The sequence below is a fragment of the Flavobacterium chungangensis genome (assembly GCF_042654045.1).
Taxonomy (GTDB): domain Bacteria; phylum Bacteroidota; class Bacteroidia; order Flavobacteriales; family Flavobacteriaceae; genus Flavobacterium; species Flavobacterium chungangensis.
In genome coordinates this window covers 344,685-362,085 of sequence record NZ_JBHSFY010000001.1, presented here as the reverse complement: position 1 = coordinate 362,085, position 17,401 = coordinate 344,685, and the positions used below count along the sequence as shown (strand labels likewise).

The window sequence follows — 17,401 nt, the reverse complement described above, 5'->3', positions numbered from 1 at the left end:
ATAAACCTTTGCGAACTTTGCGTAACCTTTGTGTCTTTGCGGTAAAACCTGACTACAAATCAAATCCTAAATTCACGCCCAATTTCATGGCAATGATTTTAGTAATTCTTTGTTTTAATTCTGGTATTTTAATGCTTTCGATAACAGCATTTGAGAATGCGTACATCAATAAAGCTTTTGCTTCTTTTTTAGGGATTCCGCGTGATTGCATGTAGAACATTGCTGTTTCATCCAATTGTCCAACTGTACAACCGTGAGAACATTTTACGTCATCAGCAAAAATCTCTAATTGCGGTTTTGCGTTGATAGTTGCTTTGTCACTCAATAAAATATTATTGCTTTTTTGGAAAGCGTTTGTCTTTTGAGCTTCTTTTTCTACTAAAACTTTTCCGTTGAAAACTCCAGTAGAACGATCAGAGAAAATTCCTTTATAATCTTGGAAACTTTCGCAGTTTGGCTGTGCGTGGTTTACCAAAGTATAATGGTCAACGTGCTGTTTGTCATTTAAGATTGAAATTCCGTTTAACGTACTTGTCAATCTTTCACCAAAGTGATAAAAGTTTAAGTTGTTACGAGTTAAATTTCCACCAAAAGAGAAAGTATGAACATAAGCATGACTTTCTTGTTGTTGAGAAACGTAAGTGTTGTCAATTAAATTCGCTTCGCTGTTGTCGTTTTGAATTTTGTAATAATCAACAATTGCACGTTTTTGAGCAAAAATCTCCGTAACAGAGTTTGTTAAAACTGGATTTTCATTCAAACTTTGGTGACGCTCAATAATCTGAACATGTGAATTTTCGCCTACAATAACCAAATTTCTTGGCTGAACCATTAAAGCCGCTTCATTTCCAGTTGAGAAATACATAATCTCAATTGGTTTATCAGTCACTTTTTTCTTTGGAATATTGATAAAAGCACCCTCAATTGCAAAAGCTGTATTCAATGAAGTCAAGCTGTCGTCTTTATTTGCAATTTGATTAAAGTAAGTATCAATAACCATTTTATATTTTGGTTTGGTCAATGCCGATGACATCAAGCAAACATCGATTCCGTCATGTGTTGTTGAAGACAAATGCGAACTGAAAACGCCATCGATAAATACTAATTTGTAAGTATCAATTTCGTGTAAAAAGTATTTTTTAACTTGATTGAATTCGATTGCATTTTCCTGTTTTGGAAAAACCGTAAAGTCATTTTTTAAGATGGCATTTAGCGATGTATATTTCCAAGCTTCTTCTTTTTTGGTTGGGAAACCTTTATTTTCGAAGTTTTTTAAAGCATTTGTGCGTATGTCATGTAAATCTGAATGTACATCGACACGCTCTTCAAAAGCCATAAAAGACGATACTAATTTTTCTTTTAAATCCATTTCTTTAGTTGTAAGTTATGAGTTATGAGTTATGAGTTTTTGCAAACTGTAAACTGTAACTGTAAACTAGTTTTCTGCTTTGATCCAGTCGTATCCTTTTTCTTCTAATTCGTATGCTAATTCTTTTCCGCCAGATTTTACAATTCTTCCGTTGTAAAGAACGTGAACGAAATCAGGAACGATATAATCTAACAAACGTTGGTAGTGTGTAATAACGATAATTGCGTTTTTATCACTTTTTAATTTGTTTACACCATTAGCCACAATTCTTAAAGCATCGATATCAAGACCAGAATCGGTTTCATCAAGGATAGCTAATTTTGGCTCTAACATTGCCATTTGGAAGATCTCATTTCTTTTTTTCTCTCCTCCAGAAAAACCTTCGTTTAAAGAACGAGATAAGAATTTACGATCAATTTCTAACAATTCAGATTTCTCACGAATTACTTTTAGCATTTCGTTTGCAGGCATTTCTTCCTGTCCGTTTGCTTTACGAGTTTCGTTGATTGCAGTTTTCATGAAGTTAGTAACGCTAACCCCAGGAATTTCTACAGGATATTGAAAAGAAAGGAAAACACCTTTATGTGCTCTCTCTTCAGGAGCTAAATCAGCAAGATCTTCTCCGTCAAGGATAACCTCTCCATCTGTAACTTCATAATTTTCGTTTCCTGCAATAACAGCAGAAAGTGTACTTTTTCCAGAACCGTTTGGTCCCATGATAGCGTGAACTTCTCCAGCTTTAACTTCTATATTAATTCCTTTAAGAATTTCTTTATCACCAATCGCGGCGTGAAGGTTTTTTATTGATAACATTGTTTTTTATTTTATATAAATGTCAATTCTATTTTTGTTTGTTGGTTTAGGGTGTCGGCATTAAAATGCGTGTGTCCTAAATATTCCATGCCTAAATAATCGGCTGATTTTTGAAACGGAATATAAAAACTTTCGTCAGTTTCATCATCGTGAGAATTTGATATCACTCCAATTTTCTTTCCTCTTAGTTTTCTTCCAGTTTCTTTTTCAATTCGGATTAAATCTGAAATCCTGTCGAAAAAGACCTTCATTATTCCGCTCATATTATACCAATAAATGGGCGTTGCAAAAATTAAAGTATCGTACTTTTCGATAATTCCTCTTATCAGAGGTAAAAAATCATCGCCTATATTTTTGCTTTCGTAATCATAATAAGAAATATTATAATCACTTAAATTAACTACATCAATGTTATGTTCTTTCGAAATTTCATCCACAATTTTTGTTGTGTTTCCGTTTTTTCTAGAAGAACCTAAAATGATGACTTTTTTATTTTGCATCTTCAAATTAACCTACAGATCCTTCTAAAGAAATCTCTAATAATTTTTGAGCTTCAACAGCAAATTCCATTGGAAGTTTGTTCAAAACATCTTTACTGAAACCGTTTACAATTAAGGCAATCGCTTTCTCAGTCGGAATACCTCTTTGGTTACAATAGAAAACTTGATCTTCTCCAATTTTACTCGTAGTTGCTTCGTGCTCAATTTTTGCAGATGGATTTTTACTTTCGATATATGGGAAAGTATGCGCACCACAATTGTTACCCATTAACAATGAGTCACATTGAGAAAAGTTTCTTGCATTCTCTGCTCTTGGAGAAATCTGCACTAAACCACGGTAGCTATTTTGTGATTTTCCAGCCGAAATACCTTTAGAAATAATAGTCGATTTAGTATTTTTTCCTAAATGGATCATTTTTGTTCCAGTATCAGCTTGTTGGAAATTATTGGTAACAGCAATAGAATAAAATTCTCCTACTGAGTTGTCTCCTTTAAGTACACAAGAAGGATATTTCCAAGTTACAGCAGAACCTGTTTCAACTTGTGTCCAAGAAATTTTAGCGTTTGTTTCGCATAAACCTCTTTTGGTTACGAAGTTGTAAACCCCACCTTTTCCTTCTTTGTTTCCAGGGAACCAGTTTTGAACAGTAGAATATTTAATTTCAGCATCATCCAAAGCGATCAATTCAACCACAGCAGCGTGTAATTGATTTTCATCACGACTTGGAGCAGTACATCCTTCAAGATAAGAAACATAACTTCCTTCGTCAGCAATAACTAGAGTTCTTTCGAATTGTCCAGTTCCTGCTTGATTGATTCTGAAATACGTTGAAAGTTCCATTGGGCATTTTACGCCTTTTGGAATATAACAGAAACTTCCGTCAGAGAAAACAGCTGAGTTTAGCGCTGCGTAGAAGTTGTCTTTTTGAGGAACAACGGTACCTAGATATTTTTTTACTAATTCTGGATGTTCTTTTATAGCTTCCGAAATTGGACAGAAAATAATTCCTTTTTCTGCTAAAGTTTTCTTGAAAGTCGTAGCTACAGAAACAGAATCGACTACAATATCCATTGCGACATTGTTCATCATTTTTTGTTCATCAACAGAAATTCCCAATTTTTTGTACATCTCTAATAATTCCGGATCAACATCGTCCAAAGTTTTATTAGGGTCTACTTGTTTTGGAGCTGAATAATATGAAATGGCTTGAAAATCTGGCTTTTCGTAACGAACGTTTGCCCATTCTGGCTCGATCATTTCTTTCCATGCACGGAAAGCCTCAATGCGCCATTCGGTCATCCATTCAGGTTCTTCTTTTTTAAGAGAAATAGCTCTTACAATTTCTTCGTTTAAGCCAATAGGGAAAGTCTCAGATTCTATATTAGTATAAAATCCGTACTCATATTCTTTAGTTTCCAGTTCGATCTTTAAATCGTCTTCGGTGTATTTGCTCATTATTTTTGTTATTGTCTAATGTTTTAAAGTCTAAAGTTCGAAAGTCAATTGAAGTCTTTAATGATCTTTACAGCTTTCCGCTTTTGACTAAAGAGAGAATGATTCTCCGCATCCGCAAGTTCTGCTTGCATTCGGATTGTTGAAAACAAATCCTTTTCCGTTTAATCCGCCAGAGAATTCTAAAATTGTCCCAGCTAAATAAAGGAATGATTTTTTTTCTACAGCAATTTGTATGTCGTTGTCAACGAATATTTTGTCGTCATCTCCTTTGGTTTTGTCAAATTTTAAATCGTAAGACAAACCAGAGCATCCACCACTTTTCACGCCTACTCTTACGTAGTCGCTTGCGGCGTCAAAACCATCATCCGTCATCAGGTCGATGATTTTCTTTTTGGCAGTATCAGAAACTTTTATCATTGTTCTTAGATGTTTGTTTTTAATGAACATTTTTTGTCTGTAATGAATTTATTACAGATTTAAAACGCTAATTTTCAATGTTAAATAGAAATTATCTGCAAAGATACGACTTAAAAACCTTTTTCCATAACGGTTCACATTATTATAACAAATGTGAAAATAGATAATACTTATTTTGACAAAATCGAAATCAAAATTCGAAAAGGAATTGTTTTTTGAATCGTGCTGCAAATATCGCTCCTAAATGTTAAAAAACAAGTATTTCTACTGATTATAGCCATTATTTATTCGGTACTTTTGCAGAAAATTGTGAGTAATTATGAAAAAACAACACAAAAATAAGTGGCTAAAACCCTTATTGGCAGTAATTTTTGTTTTTGGATTAGGTGCTGCAGTATTGGTTTTTAGCAGTGAATCTGATAAAATTAAGGAAGAAGTTAAAGCGGAAAGCGATAAAGCTTTAGTGTTTAATAATGAAAGAACAGAACAGGAAAACATTTTAGATTCATTAAGTACACTGAAAGCAGCATACGATCTGGTCATTCAGGAAAATACAGCTCTGTCTAAAGAATTGGAACTGGAACGCAAGAATGTCGAAAATTTAATGGAAATTATAAAAGTTTCGCAAAATCCGTCGGCAGACCAAATTAGAATTTACCGAAATCAGCTTTCGGGGCTAAAATCTTCATTGGACAGTAAGGTCGTAGAGATAAAAAAACTAAAATCTCAGAATAAAAATTTATTGACCGAAATAGAAATTCAGAATGTTGTCATGTATAAACAAAAGGCAGAAAATGACACTTTGATTTCGAAACAAGTGAAATTGGAATCGACTTTAAAAGATGCTTCAAAACTTTATTTAAGCAATTTTAAAGCAATTGCGCTTCGTGAAAAAAATTCTGGAGCAGAACTAGAAACGACAAAAGCAAAGAGCACAAAGAAACTTAAAATTAGTTTTACCGTGAACGGAAATGCCGTTGCAAAGACAGGAAAAAGAGTTTTTTATGTTCAAGTTTTGGATCAAAAAAATACGGTTTTAGGAGATAACAAATTGATTGAATTTGGAAATGATAAAGCACTGGTTTATAGTTTTATTGTCAGCACTGATTTTCAAGGTAAATCTCTTAATGCTTACGGAGTTTTAAATGCAGATGGGTTTAAGAAAGGGACTTATTTTGTGAATTATTTTGATAAGCAGGAAATAATGGGAAGCACTTCGATTACATTAGAATAATCTAAAAGTTTTTTAGCTTTAAATTTTAGCAAAAGGAGTTTGAATTTTCTAGCTTTGTTCTTTTAGAAAATCATTCTCATGAAACTTTACCCAATAGAATCTGGAAATTTTAAGTTAGATGGCGGCGCAATGTTTGGCGTTGTTCCTAAAACCATTTGGAATAAAACAAATCCTGCCGATGCCAATAACCTTATCGATATTGCGGCTCGCTGTTTGTTGATTGAAGACGGAAATCGTCTTATTTTGATCGACACGGGAATGGGCGATAAACAATCAGAAAAATTCTTCGGGTATTATTCGCTTTGGGGATCGCATTCTTTAGATAAATCTCTGGCAAAATATGGTTTCAATAGAGATGATATTACCGACGTTTTTATGACGCATCTTCACTTTGATCATTGCGGGGGAAGCGTACAATGGAATGCCAATAAAACGGGTTACGAGCCGGCTTTTAAAAATGCTAAATTCTGGACCAATAAAAATCATTGGGAATGGGCGACAAAACCCAACGCTAGAGAAAAAGCTTCATTCTTGTCTGAAAATATACTTCCAATGCAAGAAAGCGGGCAATTGAATTTTATTGAAAGACCAGAATCTGATTTTGGCTTTTCAAAAGAACTTGACTTTGATATTTATTATGTTGACGGTCATACTGAAAAACAAATGATTCCGTACATTAAATACCAAGATAAAACGATTGTTTTTTGTGCCGATTTGTTAGCTACAGCGGGTCATATTCCGCTTCCGTATGTTATGGGATACGATACAAGACCTTTGCTGACAATGCCTGAGAAATCGAAATTCTTGAATTTGGCAGCAGATAAGAATCATTATTTATTTTTAGAACACGACGCTCACAATCAGATTATAACTGTGGAACATACCGAAAAAGGTGTTCGATTAAAAGATGTTTTTACTTGCGAAGAAATTCTTTAATTGAAATAAATTAGATATAAAAAATCCCATTTTCAACTGAATGAAAATGGGATTTTTTGGTTTTAACTAATTGTAATTATGAAGTTTAGTTGGTTTTGAATTTCCAAACCTGGCCTACGGATTCACCGCCTTTATTGTCTTTTACAACCACTCTCCAGTAATACTGCGTAGTTGGTTGAAGGGCAACCTCAAATGCTTTTGAAGTTATATTGTCACCTACTTTTGCAGTTGGCGGATTTGCAGTTCCAAAATAGACATCATAAGTTAAAACATCTGCAGTGTCAACATCGAAAGCATTCCAGCTTAAATTTGCAGATGATGTACCGATGTTTCCATTTAAAACAGGAGCAATCAATTCTGGAGAAAAAGGCAAATGATTCACAACAGCTGTTCCAGCAGTGTAAAATTTAAATGTTAACGAATAAGCGCTTGACAATCCTTTGGCATCTGTCGCTTTTACTCTCCAGTAATATGCCGTGTTTTTTTCTAATGCTAAAGCACTTGTAGAAAGAGACGAATTGTCTAGTGTACTTACGATTTGACTGAATGCATTATCTTTTGCAATTTGAATTTGATAGACAATCGCGTCTTTTTGCTCATCGGTTGAAGCGTTCCACTGAAAAGAAACATTGTTGTCTAAACATAATTTATTATCAGCAGGAAGTGTTAATACGGGAACTGTTGGAGCCGTATTGACTACTGGTGGAGTAACAGGGTCGTCTCCGCCTCCGCTTCCGCAAGCAGCAAATACTAAACAGATTATTGAAAGGTATATAGAATTCTTCATCTTTATTTTTTTATAATTTTAATGTATTCTGGAGTTTCTAGATTGACTTTAGCAGCATAAATTCCTGAAGGTAATTTTTCAAGATTTAAAAGAGCTTTTCCGTTTTCAATAGAATAAGTTCCGTTTGAAACTAATTGGCCTCCAAAATTGTATAGTTCAATTGCAACTTCAGTTTTACTGCTTGGAATTTCGATTTCAATAATTCCATTAGTTGGATTCGGATAAGCGGCAAGTATTGTCCCCAATTCGTAAGAAGAAACTTTTTTAGCAAAAATACCTTCACAAGCTTTTGCCGTTGCGACTTCAACTAATCCGGCTGTTTGCATAGAAACTGTGAAGTTTGTATCTGTTGTCTGAAATTGTTCTGTACCATTAACAAATACAGTAAAAGGAGCCGTTCCTTCAGTAATTTCAACTTCTACATTCTTAGCGCTTATGCTAGATTTTCCTGTAGCAGTTGCACCTTTTTGAATAGTTACATTAAAATTTTGTTCATAAATCATTTCAGGAATTGTAATCTTGATATTGTAAGTTCCTGGAGTTAATGCTGTAAGTTTTAAAGCATTGTTTGTAAACGTGTAAGACTTGTTGTTAATCGTTGCGCTGTAAGCAAAAGAAGCTTTTCCAACAATACTGATTTCTCCGTTATTTTCACCAAGACAAGATTCTCCTTTAGTTTCTACAGCAAAGTTGTTTGCAGGTAAATTTATTTCTCCTGTACATTCTGTGTTAAAAGTTGCTATAGCATCTTTTTTCGTAGGCCAAGTACTATTGGCATACGCCACATCATCAACAAGTATACAATACAAGCTCAAATTGCCCGAAAAGGATACGTTATTACTTGTTAGTAATTTATTTGCGCCATTTTGCAGGTTTAAAGTTTGAAGTTTATTATTGTAACAAAGAATAGAACTAACTAAAGGATTTTTGCTAATATCTAAGTTTTTTATCTGGTTATTATTAACATTTAAATAAATTAATTCTTTGTTTTTAGAAAGCTCTAATGACTCAATTTTATTACCGCTGCAATCTAAATTGTATAAAACGATATTATTAGAAATATCTAAACTGGTTAATGCGTTATAATAACAAGTTAAACTTCTCAAAGATTTGTTTTCTGAAATACTTAAACTTGTCAATGTATTAAAAGAGCAATCTAAACTTGTTAACTCTGTATTTTTAGAAACATCTAAAGTCTTTAGAGTATTAGATTTTACGTTTAAGCTCTTTAACGAAGCAAAATCCTGAATTCCAGTTAAGTCTGTAATTTGAGAACTGCTTACATCCAAACTAGTAATTTCAGTTATGTTAGCGGTAGCTACTTTACCATCTTTTTCGCCAGAATCAATTCCAAGAGCGATTAATTTGTCTTCGAATTTCGGATCAGGAATTGCTGTTGAATATTCACAATTTGAACTGTAACTTGCAGTTGCATCCTTGAAATTAGTCCATTTTGTATTCGCATAAGTTTCATCATCTACCTGAATACATTTTAAGTTAGGATTATTTGTGAAGTTTTTAAGCCCAACAGGATCAGAAGCAACATTGTTTCCATTTTTTAAATTTAATGAAATCAGTTTGTTGTCAGAACAATATATAGTTTTTAAGTATACATTCTTTGAAAGGTCTAAAGTAGCAAGGAGGTTATTGTTGCAATAAATGCTTTCAAGTTTGATATTGTTTTTTACATCTAGCTTTGTTATTTCATTTTTAGACACGTTTAAACTAACTAATTTTTGGTTTTTAGACACGTTTATTTTGGTTAGTTTATTTTGGTCGGCAGACAATGACTCCAAGCTTCTAAAATCTTCGATACCAGTTAAATCAGTAATTTCTGCAGATGAAACGTCCAACGATGTTAATGTAGAAATGTTTGCAGTAAGAACTTTTCCATTCTTTCCATCGGTATCAATACCTAAATCAATTAATTTTTGTTCAAATTTTTCATCTGGGATTAATGTTGAATAAGCGCAATCGACATTAAATGTTGCAGTTGCATCTTTATTAGTAGCCCAATTAGTATTAGAATATTCAACATTATCTACTTGGATACAGCTTAGATTTTTATTCCCTTGAAAATTAACTTTAGTTAATTTTGTGTTGTTTCCATTTTTAAGATTTACCGTTTTCAGTTTATTGTCACCAACATGTAATTCAACTAAATTAGTATTCTTTGTCAGATCTAAATCGGTAAAAGCATTACCATAACCTCTAAAATATTGAAGTTGAATATTAGAAGTAAGATCAAGACTGGTCAATTGATTAGCGCCACAATTTAAAGTACTCAATAAAGTATTATTAGAAAGATCTAATGATTTAATTGAGCCGCTTCCGCCGCCGCCATTAGAGACATAACTGCTGCCATAACATTGCAAAGCTATTAATTTTGTGTTTTTGGTTACATTTAATGCCTTTAAAGGATTTTGGCTTGTGTTTAGAGATTCTAATTCAGGGTTTTTAGTTACGTCAATATCAGTTATTTTATTACGCTCAAAATCAAGTCCTTTTAGCAACGGATTATGAGTTACATCCAAAGTTGTAAGTGAATTATCTGTACACCCCAAATAAGTTAATTGCGGATTTCCTGAAACATCAATTTTACCTAATGGGTTATTGCTAATTGATAAGCTAATTAGATCTTTATTGTTTGACACATCTATCGCTGTAATTTTATTTTGGTACACGTTTAAATTTTTTAAAGCCGTGTTTTTTGAAACATTAATCTCCGTTAAACTATTGTTTGATAGATTTACATCTGTCAGAGCTAAATTTTGAGATAAATCGATAGATGTTATATTGTTACTATAACAATTTATAGTTGTTAGCTTTGTGTTTTTTGAAAAATTAAAATTACTTACCTTAATTTTGCTGCAATTTATGGTTTTTAGATTAGTAAAAGCTTCTAGTCCAGTAAGATCGGTAATTGGAGCATCGTCTAGATATAAATATTCACGAGCCGCAAGTTTTCTTGTTAATGCTCTTCCGTCTAAAGCAAAATCAACACCATTATTAACTAATTTTTTTTCAAATTCAATGTCAGGAATAAGTGTATATTCGGGTTCTGTGCAAACCAATGAATAATCAACACTAGCGTCTTTACTTTTTGCCCAATTTGCATTTGCATAGTCAACATCATCAACAAGAATACAAGTTAAAATATAGTTGTCGTATATAATAAGAGCGTTCTCTGGTAAGATCTTATTGTTTCCGTTTTTCAAGTTTATTTGAGATAATTGTCTGTTGTTTCTGCCGTATAAATAAGTCAAAGCAGGGTTTTTGCTCAAATCTAAAGAGGTAATATCAGTATCACTAATACGTAAACTTCCCAATTTTGGATTGCCAGAAAGATCAATACTTGTCAAAGGGTTACTGTCGCAATACAAAGTAGCTAATTTAGGCAGTTTTGTAACATCTAAATTTGTTATTTTATTGCCATAGCACCAAAGCTGAGTTAAAGAAAGGTTTTTCGAAACATTTAAAGTTTCAAGTGTTTTGTTAGACTCGCAACTTAACGATTCCAAAAAAAGATTGTTTGAAACATCTAATTTAGTTAGTTTGTTTTGTGATGCCCAAAGTACTGTCAGAGAAACAAAATCCTGAATTCCTGTAAGATCCGCAATAGAACTAGAAGAAACGTTTAAGAATGTTATTTTGTTAATATTTGCAGTTGGAACCCTTCCATCTGGAGCTCCAGAGTCAAAGCCAAGAGCAATTAATTTATTCTCAAAATTAATATCTGGAATAGACGTATATGGAATTTCTATACTGCAATTAGTGCTATAAGTAGCGGCAGCATCTTTTAGATTTCCCCAGTTTGCCGTTGCAGTAACGTCATTGTCAACCTGAATACAGCTTAAATTTGGATTGTTTTTAAAAGTAGAAGTGGTCGTTAAAATGGTGTTTTTTCCATTTTTTAAATTTAAACTTTTTAATTGATTTGAACTGCAGTCTACAAATGTAAGTGCAGTATTTTTTGAAAGATCCAATGCTTTCAAACTATTTCCCTGACAATTTAATGACTGTAAAGATTTATTTTCTGAAAGATCTAGCGAAGTTAAATTGCTGAAGTTACAGTTTAAAAATGTCAAATAAGTATTCTTAAAAAGAGTTAGTCCATTTGTAAAATCATTTGCAGAACAGTTAAGGCTACTTAGATTAGTATTGTTTTTAAGATCTAAAACTTTAAGCTTATTGTCGTAACAGTTTAATGTTCTTACATTGCGAATTGCCGATATGTCTAAAACAGTTAGCAAATTACTAGCACAATTTAAATTATCTAATAACGTATTTGTTGAAATATTTAAACTTGTTATTTTATTAGAAAAACAATTTAAAGTTAAAAGAGCCGTATTTTGAGAAACATCAAGAGAAGTTAAATTATTAAAAGAACAAATTAACTGAGTTAATGCTTTGAAGTCTTGAATACCAGTTAAATCGCTAATATTTAATCCACTGACATTTAATGTTTTTATGGCAGCAATATTTGCAGTTAAAACTTGCCCATCAGGAACTCCAGAATCGTATTTTTCATTAATTAAGAATTTCTCAAAATTAAGATCTGGAATTTTTGTGTTTTGCGCATAATTAAAAAAACTTGCCAAAAACAGCAACAAGAGTAGTTTTGTCTTCATAGAATATGTTTAGAATTAGGTCGCGCAATGGTACGTCTTTTTAACTGATAATATTTACGTGAACCCGTAAACAATATATTATTTGTTGTTTTTTTACAGTTATAAAAACGATTTGTTTATTTAGAATATATTTTTCTTACAGTTTTTTGTGTAGTAATTTGATTGTATTTTGAAAAAAAAATATTCCTAATTTCATAACACAGTGTTAACAGTTAGTTTTTTGTAACAAAAAAGCATAATTTAGACCCATCTTTTAACTTTACAATTATTTATAGATATATGAGTCATATAAAACCACTTAAATTATCTGCGTTTGCATTACTTGTTTTAGCAGGTTGTAATGCCACTTTACAAGCACAAACTTCAGTGCCAAAACAGCCAATTGTGGCTCCTTTAGCAGTAGTAAAAAAAGCACCAGTTAGCGAAAATGAATTGAAGAGATGGAGTCATCTTGATTTGATAAAAGATTCTATTCCGGGAATGAGTGTAGACAGAGCTTTGACTGAATTACTGCAAGGTAAAAAAGGACAGAAAGTAATCGTAGGAATTGTAGATTCTGGTGTCGATATCGAGCACGAAGATCTTCAAGGAATGATTTGGACGAATAAAAAAGAAATTCCAGGAAACGGAATCGATGACGATAAAAACGGATTTATAGATGACGTTCACGGATGGAATTTTCTAGGAAATGCTGTTCACGAGAATCTAGAAATGACACGTATCGTAAAAAAAGCCGATGACGGTTCTCCAGAATATAAAGCAGCTTTAGCGCAATACACAGAGAAATACAATAAAGCTCTTAAAGATAAAGAACAAGTAGATTTTTTACTTGAGGTTCACAATACAATAAAAAAAGAGCTTAACAAGACAACATACAAAATTGAAGATTTAAGTGCTGTAACTTCTACAGATCCAAAAGTGTCAAGAAGTAAAGCAATTATGACTCAGATTTTCACAAACGCTGGACCTACTTTTGATCCAGAAGCTGATTTTGGAGAATATAAAGATCAAGTTTACGATCAGTTAGAGTACAACTTGAACAAAGATTATGACGGAAGAAAAATCGTAGGCGATAATCCAGAAGATATTAAAGATGCTCATTATGGAAATAATGTGGTTTTTGGTCCAGATAAAGAAAAAGCGCTTCACGGAACTCACGTAGCTGGAATTATTGCACAAATTCGTGGCAATAATTTAGGCGGAGACGGAGTTGCTTCTCCAAATGTTGAAATTTTGACGGTTAGAGCCGTTCCAGATGGAGACGAATACGATAAAGATATTGCTTTGGCAATTCGTTATGCGGTAGACAATGGCGCTAAAGTAATCAATGGAAGTTTTGGGAAAAGCTTCTCTCCACAGAAAGAATGGGTTTATGATGCAATTAAATATGCAGCCAAAAAAGACGTTTTAATTGTGCATGCCGCAGGTAATGACGGTTACAATATCGATGAGGAAAAAAACATCAATTATCCAAATGATTCTAAAGACAACATAAAAGAATTTGCAGATAATGTAATTACAATTGGAGCGATTAATAAATCGTACGGAGAAAATGTTGTTGCTCCATTTTCAAACTTCGGAAAAATAAACGTAGACGTTTTTGCTCCAGGTGAAGAAATTTATGCAACAGTGCCAAACAACAAATACAAATACTTGCAAGGAACTTCAATGGCGTCTCCAAATGCAGCAGGTGTTGCAGCATTAATTCGTTCGTACTATCCAAAATTGAAAGCAGCTCAAGTTAAAAAGATTTTAATGGACTCTGGAGTAGCGCTTCCTTCAATGGTTGTTTTAGGCGAAAGTGAGAATCCAGATGAAAAACCAGTTGCGGTTTCTTCTGCAGAATCATCAAAAACGGCTAAGATGGTAAATGCTTATAATGCGTTATTAATGGCTGAAAAGATGTCTAAAAAATAAACAATAATAAACGATTAATCCAATGGAAGGGCTAACGCTCTTCCATTTTCTATTACATATAAACATGCGAAAAATTATTTTACTTTCTTTCCTAAGCTTAGGTTTTAACTCGGCTTTTGCACAAAGCGCCCCATATTGGCAGCAGCACGCTGACTATAAAATGGAGGTTTCTATGGATGTAAAAAACTATCAGTACAAAGGAAAACAAGAATTGGTTTATACCAATAATTCTTCTGATACTTTAAAAAAAGTATTTTATCATTTATATCCAAACGCTTTTCAACCAGGAAGCGAAATGGATGCACGTCTTCATTTTATTAAAGATCCAGACGGAAGAATGGTAAGCAAAGTAAAACAAGCTGACGGAAAAGAAGTAAAACAAAGCCGTATTGAGACTTTAAAACCAAATGAAGCTGGTTATTTAAAAATTACAAACTTCAAACAAGACGGTGCTGTTGCTCAAACAAGAGTTTCTGGAACGATCTTAGAAGTAACTTTGGCGAAACCAATTTTACCAAATTCTAAAACGACTTTCACTCTAGATTTTGACGGACAAGTTCCAGTTCAGATTCGTCGTTCTGGAAGAAACAATTCTGAAGGAGTAGAACTTTCTATGTCGCAATGGTATCCAAAATTGGCCGAATTTGATTTTGAAGGATGGCACGCTGATCCATACATTGCAAGAGAATTTCACGGTGTTTGGGGTAATTTTGATGTAAAAATTACAATCGATAAAGAGTACACAATTGGTGGTTCTGGATATTTGCAGGACAAAAATTCTATCGGACATGGTTATCAAGATGCTGGTGTAACGGTTACTTATCCTAAAAAAGCAAAAACATTGACTTGGCATTTTATTGCACCAAATGTTCACGATTTTACATGGGCTGCCGATAAAGAATATACGCACGATATTGTAAAAGGACCAAACGATGTAGATTTGCATTTCTTCTACAAAAACAACGAAAAAACAACTGCAAACTGGAAACAGTTAGAGCCGTTAATGGTTAAAGTAATGGAATATTACAACCAGAGAGTTGGAGCGTATCCGTACAAGCAATACTCATTTATTCAAGGTGGAGACGGTGGAATGGAGTATGCAATGTGTACTTTAATGCTAGGAAACGGAACACTTGAAGGAATTCTAGGAACAGCTACCCACGAATTAGGACACTCTTGGTTCCAGCACATTTTAGCTTCAAACGAGTCAAAACACCCTTGGATGGACGAAGGTTTTACAACTTACATTGAAGACAGTGCTTTAAATGAATTAAAAGGAGACAAAAAAGAAGCAAATCCTTTTGTAGGAAATTATAAAGCCTATTACAGTTTAGTAAATTCTGGAAAAGAACAGCCACAGACTACGCACGGAGATCGTTACGATGAAAACCGTCCGTATAGTATTTCTTCTTATATTAAAGGAAGTCTTTTCCTTTCTCAATTAGAATATATAATCGGAAAAGAGAATGTTGATGCAACTTTAAAAAGATATTTCAACGATTTTAAATTCAAACACCCAACTCCAAACGACATCAAAAGAACAGCTGAAAGAGTTTCTGGAGCTGAGTTAGATTGGTATTTGATTGATTGGACACAAACTACAAATACGATCGATTACGGAATTAAAGACGTTGCTGACAATGCAGGAAAAACAACCGTTTCTTTAGAAAGAATTGGAAGAATGCCAATGCCAATCGATTTGAAAGTAGATTACACAGACGGAACATCTGAAACATTCTACATTCCATTAAGAATGATGAATTTCATTAAACCAAATCCAAACCCGAACGAGAAAAGAACAGTTCTAGAAGACTGGGCTTGGGCACAGCAAAACTATAGTTTTACAATAGACAAAAACAAAACGTCAATCAAAAAAATCACTATCGATCCAAGCGGATTAATGGCTGATGTAAAACAAGCAAACAATGTTTTTGAAGTGAAGTAAACGTCTCTTTTAAGATATAAAAAAGCCCTTAAATTTAGTTTTAAGGGCTTTTCTTTTTAATCAAGCTTATTCCAAGTTTCTAATTTTTAGACCATTTTTATATCAGCAGCAACCTCTGGTTGTGCTTTTTTAAAAGGAACCCATTCTCTATAACTTGCAGATCTCCATAGCCATTCAATTGGGCCATAATTGTATTTTGAAAGCCACCATTTACTAATAAACAATTGAATGATAAAAATAAAAACAGCCAATAAAAAGTAAAACCAATACGGCATTGAATCTGCAATTCCGAATCCAATTCCAGAGAAAATAATACCAGCCAATATATTTTGGCTCATATAATTGGTTAGCGTCATTTTTCCGCCTGCGCTAAAATAGCTGAAAACCGTTTTTAATTTGCCATTGACGTATAAAAGACAGATTCCAGTCGAGATAAAAAGCATTGTACTTAACACTAACCAGTAAAGTGGGTGAAAGAATTTTAATAACGGAGCTTTGTATATTATAGCAATATTAAATCCAATCCCGATAAGTACAGCAACAGCCAAACTAATGATGCAGACAGATTTTAAAAGTCTCTTTAATTCTGTTAAGCGATTGAAGAAGTTTAGTTTTTGAAGCATAAACCCAAAAAGCATACAACCCAACATTACATAATGAGCAGTAATGGCGTAGCCTGGAATTATAATTTGTTCGTAGAATGACGCAAGCAGATTAAATCTGAAAAATTCAATCCAGTTTCCAGAATGATACAGTTTTAAATATTCGGGATTTGTTGCAATTTCAGGATGTTCAATTTTTAAACCATTTACATAAGCCATTACAAAAGGAACTGTAAGTATAATTACAGCAGAAATAATGGCTAAAGTTTTGGCAGAACATCTGTAGAAAAGCAATAGTACAAGTCCTAAAAAAGCATAATCTTTTAAAATGTCGCCAAGCCAAAAAGCAGAATTAATAAAGGCTAAAATAAATAGCAAAAACATTCGCCACGCAAAAAAAGCGACAGGATTTTTTCCTTTAGAAGCAACATTGTTAATCAAAATTGCAAATCCGTAGCCAAATAAAAGAGTTAGTAATGTCCAAGATTTTGCCGCAAATAAATAGCGATTAATAAATTGAAGAGTTTCAGAGAAAGCACTATGCTTAAGCTCTTTTTCTATACCGATGTATAGAAAATCCAGATAATTGCCTATGGCTACACCTAATATAGCCCAGCCCCGAAGGATGTCAACAATTGCAGTTCTTTTGCCTTGCTCGACAGGATGATAAGAATTTGTCATTTGATTGATGTTTTTGTTGTGATTTGATTGATGATTTTGGAATAAACTTGATTATTGTTCAAACGCAATCAAAAGTACATAAATTATACAATCAATATTTTTTCTTACAAATA

General features: G+C 33.1%; 12 protein-coding genes. 4 read left to right on the top strand and 8 right to left on the bottom strand.

All coding sequences use genetic code 11. From position 1 onward, the window contains the following. Positions 1-52: 52 nt before the first annotated feature. From sufD to ACFO3N_RS01580, 5 genes are all read right to left on the bottom strand, one after another. Positions 53-1,369, bottom strand: coding sequence for a Fe-S cluster assembly protein SufD (gene sufD, locus ACFO3N_RS01600; protein WP_379794955.1), 1,317 nt, complete (start codon positions 1,367-1,369; stop codon positions 53-55). 66 nt (positions 1,370-1,435) lie between these two features. Next, entirely contained in the window at positions 1,436-2,182 is a 747-nt protein-coding gene (gene sufC / locus ACFO3N_RS01595; RefSeq protein ID WP_008466070.1) for a Fe-S cluster assembly ATPase SufC, read from the bottom strand. Between the two features lie 11 nt (positions 2,183-2,193). Continuing rightward, positions 2,194-2,682, bottom strand: coding sequence for a flavodoxin family protein (locus tag ACFO3N_RS01590; RefSeq protein ID WP_379794954.1), 489 nt, complete (start codon positions 2,680-2,682; stop codon positions 2,194-2,196). A 7-nt stretch (positions 2,683-2,689) separates the two neighbouring features. Further along, positions 2,690-4,138 (bottom strand): Fe-S cluster assembly protein SufB, encoded by a 1,449-nt coding sequence (gene sufB, locus ACFO3N_RS01585; protein ID WP_111286338.1) that lies wholly within the window; start codon positions 4,136-4,138, stop codon positions 2,690-2,692. Positions 4,139-4,225: 87 nt separating this feature from the next. Continuing rightward, the gene (locus ACFO3N_RS01580) at positions 4,226-4,555 is read right to left on the bottom strand and encodes a HesB/IscA family protein (protein WP_068841559.1); all 330 of its coding nucleotides are present in this window, start codon (positions 4,553-4,555) and stop codon (positions 4,226-4,228) included. Positions 4,556-4,874: 319 nt separating this feature from the next. Here ACFO3N_RS01580 and ACFO3N_RS01575 point away from each other — a divergent pair, with 319 nt between their 5' ends. Both ACFO3N_RS01575 and ACFO3N_RS01570 read left to right on the top strand, forming a co-directional pair. Then, positions 4,875-5,789, top strand: coding sequence for a hypothetical protein (locus ACFO3N_RS01575; protein ID WP_379794953.1), 915 nt, complete (start codon positions 4,875-4,877; stop codon positions 5,787-5,789). Positions 5,790-5,867: 78 nt separating this feature from the next. Next, the gene (locus tag ACFO3N_RS01570) at positions 5,868-6,725 is read left to right on the top strand and encodes an MBL fold metallo-hydrolase (protein WP_379794952.1); all 858 of its coding nucleotides are present in this window, start codon (positions 5,868-5,870) and stop codon (positions 6,723-6,725) included. An 85-nt stretch (positions 6,726-6,810) separates the two neighbouring features. Here ACFO3N_RS01570 and ACFO3N_RS01565 read toward each other — a convergent pair whose 3' ends face one another. Together ACFO3N_RS01565 and ACFO3N_RS01560 are read right to left on the bottom strand one after the other, a co-directional pair. Continuing rightward, the gene (locus ACFO3N_RS01565) at positions 6,811-7,512 is read right to left on the bottom strand and encodes a glycoside hydrolase family 78 protein (protein WP_379794951.1); all 702 of its coding nucleotides are present in this window, start codon (positions 7,510-7,512) and stop codon (positions 6,811-6,813) included. Positions 7,513-7,514: 2 nt separating this feature from the next. Further along, a complete protein-coding gene (locus ACFO3N_RS01560) occupies positions 7,515-12,143 on the bottom strand; it encodes a T9SS type A sorting domain-containing protein (RefSeq protein WP_379794950.1) in 4,629 nt (1,542 codons plus the stop codon). Between the two features lie 279 nt (positions 12,144-12,422). Between ACFO3N_RS01560 and ACFO3N_RS01555 the strand changes: the two genes are divergently transcribed. Both ACFO3N_RS01555 and ACFO3N_RS01550 read left to right on the top strand, forming a co-directional pair. Next, complete coding sequence (locus tag ACFO3N_RS01555) at positions 12,423-14,060, top strand: S8 family peptidase (protein ID WP_379794949.1); 1,638 nt, start codon at positions 12,423-12,425, stop codon at positions 14,058-14,060. Between the two features lie 64 nt (positions 14,061-14,124). Further along, the gene (locus tag ACFO3N_RS01550) at positions 14,125-16,005 is read left to right on the top strand and encodes a M1 family metallopeptidase (protein WP_379794948.1); all 1,881 of its coding nucleotides are present in this window, start codon (positions 14,125-14,127) and stop codon (positions 16,003-16,005) included. A gap of 86 nt (positions 16,006-16,091) precedes the next feature. On the opposite strand, the gene ACFO3N_RS01545 is transcribed toward ACFO3N_RS01550, so the two are convergent. Continuing rightward, complete coding sequence (locus tag ACFO3N_RS01545) at positions 16,092-17,288, bottom strand: DUF418 domain-containing protein (protein WP_379794947.1); 1,197 nt, start codon at positions 17,286-17,288, stop codon at positions 16,092-16,094. Between the last annotated feature and the right edge of the window lie 113 nt (positions 17,289-17,401).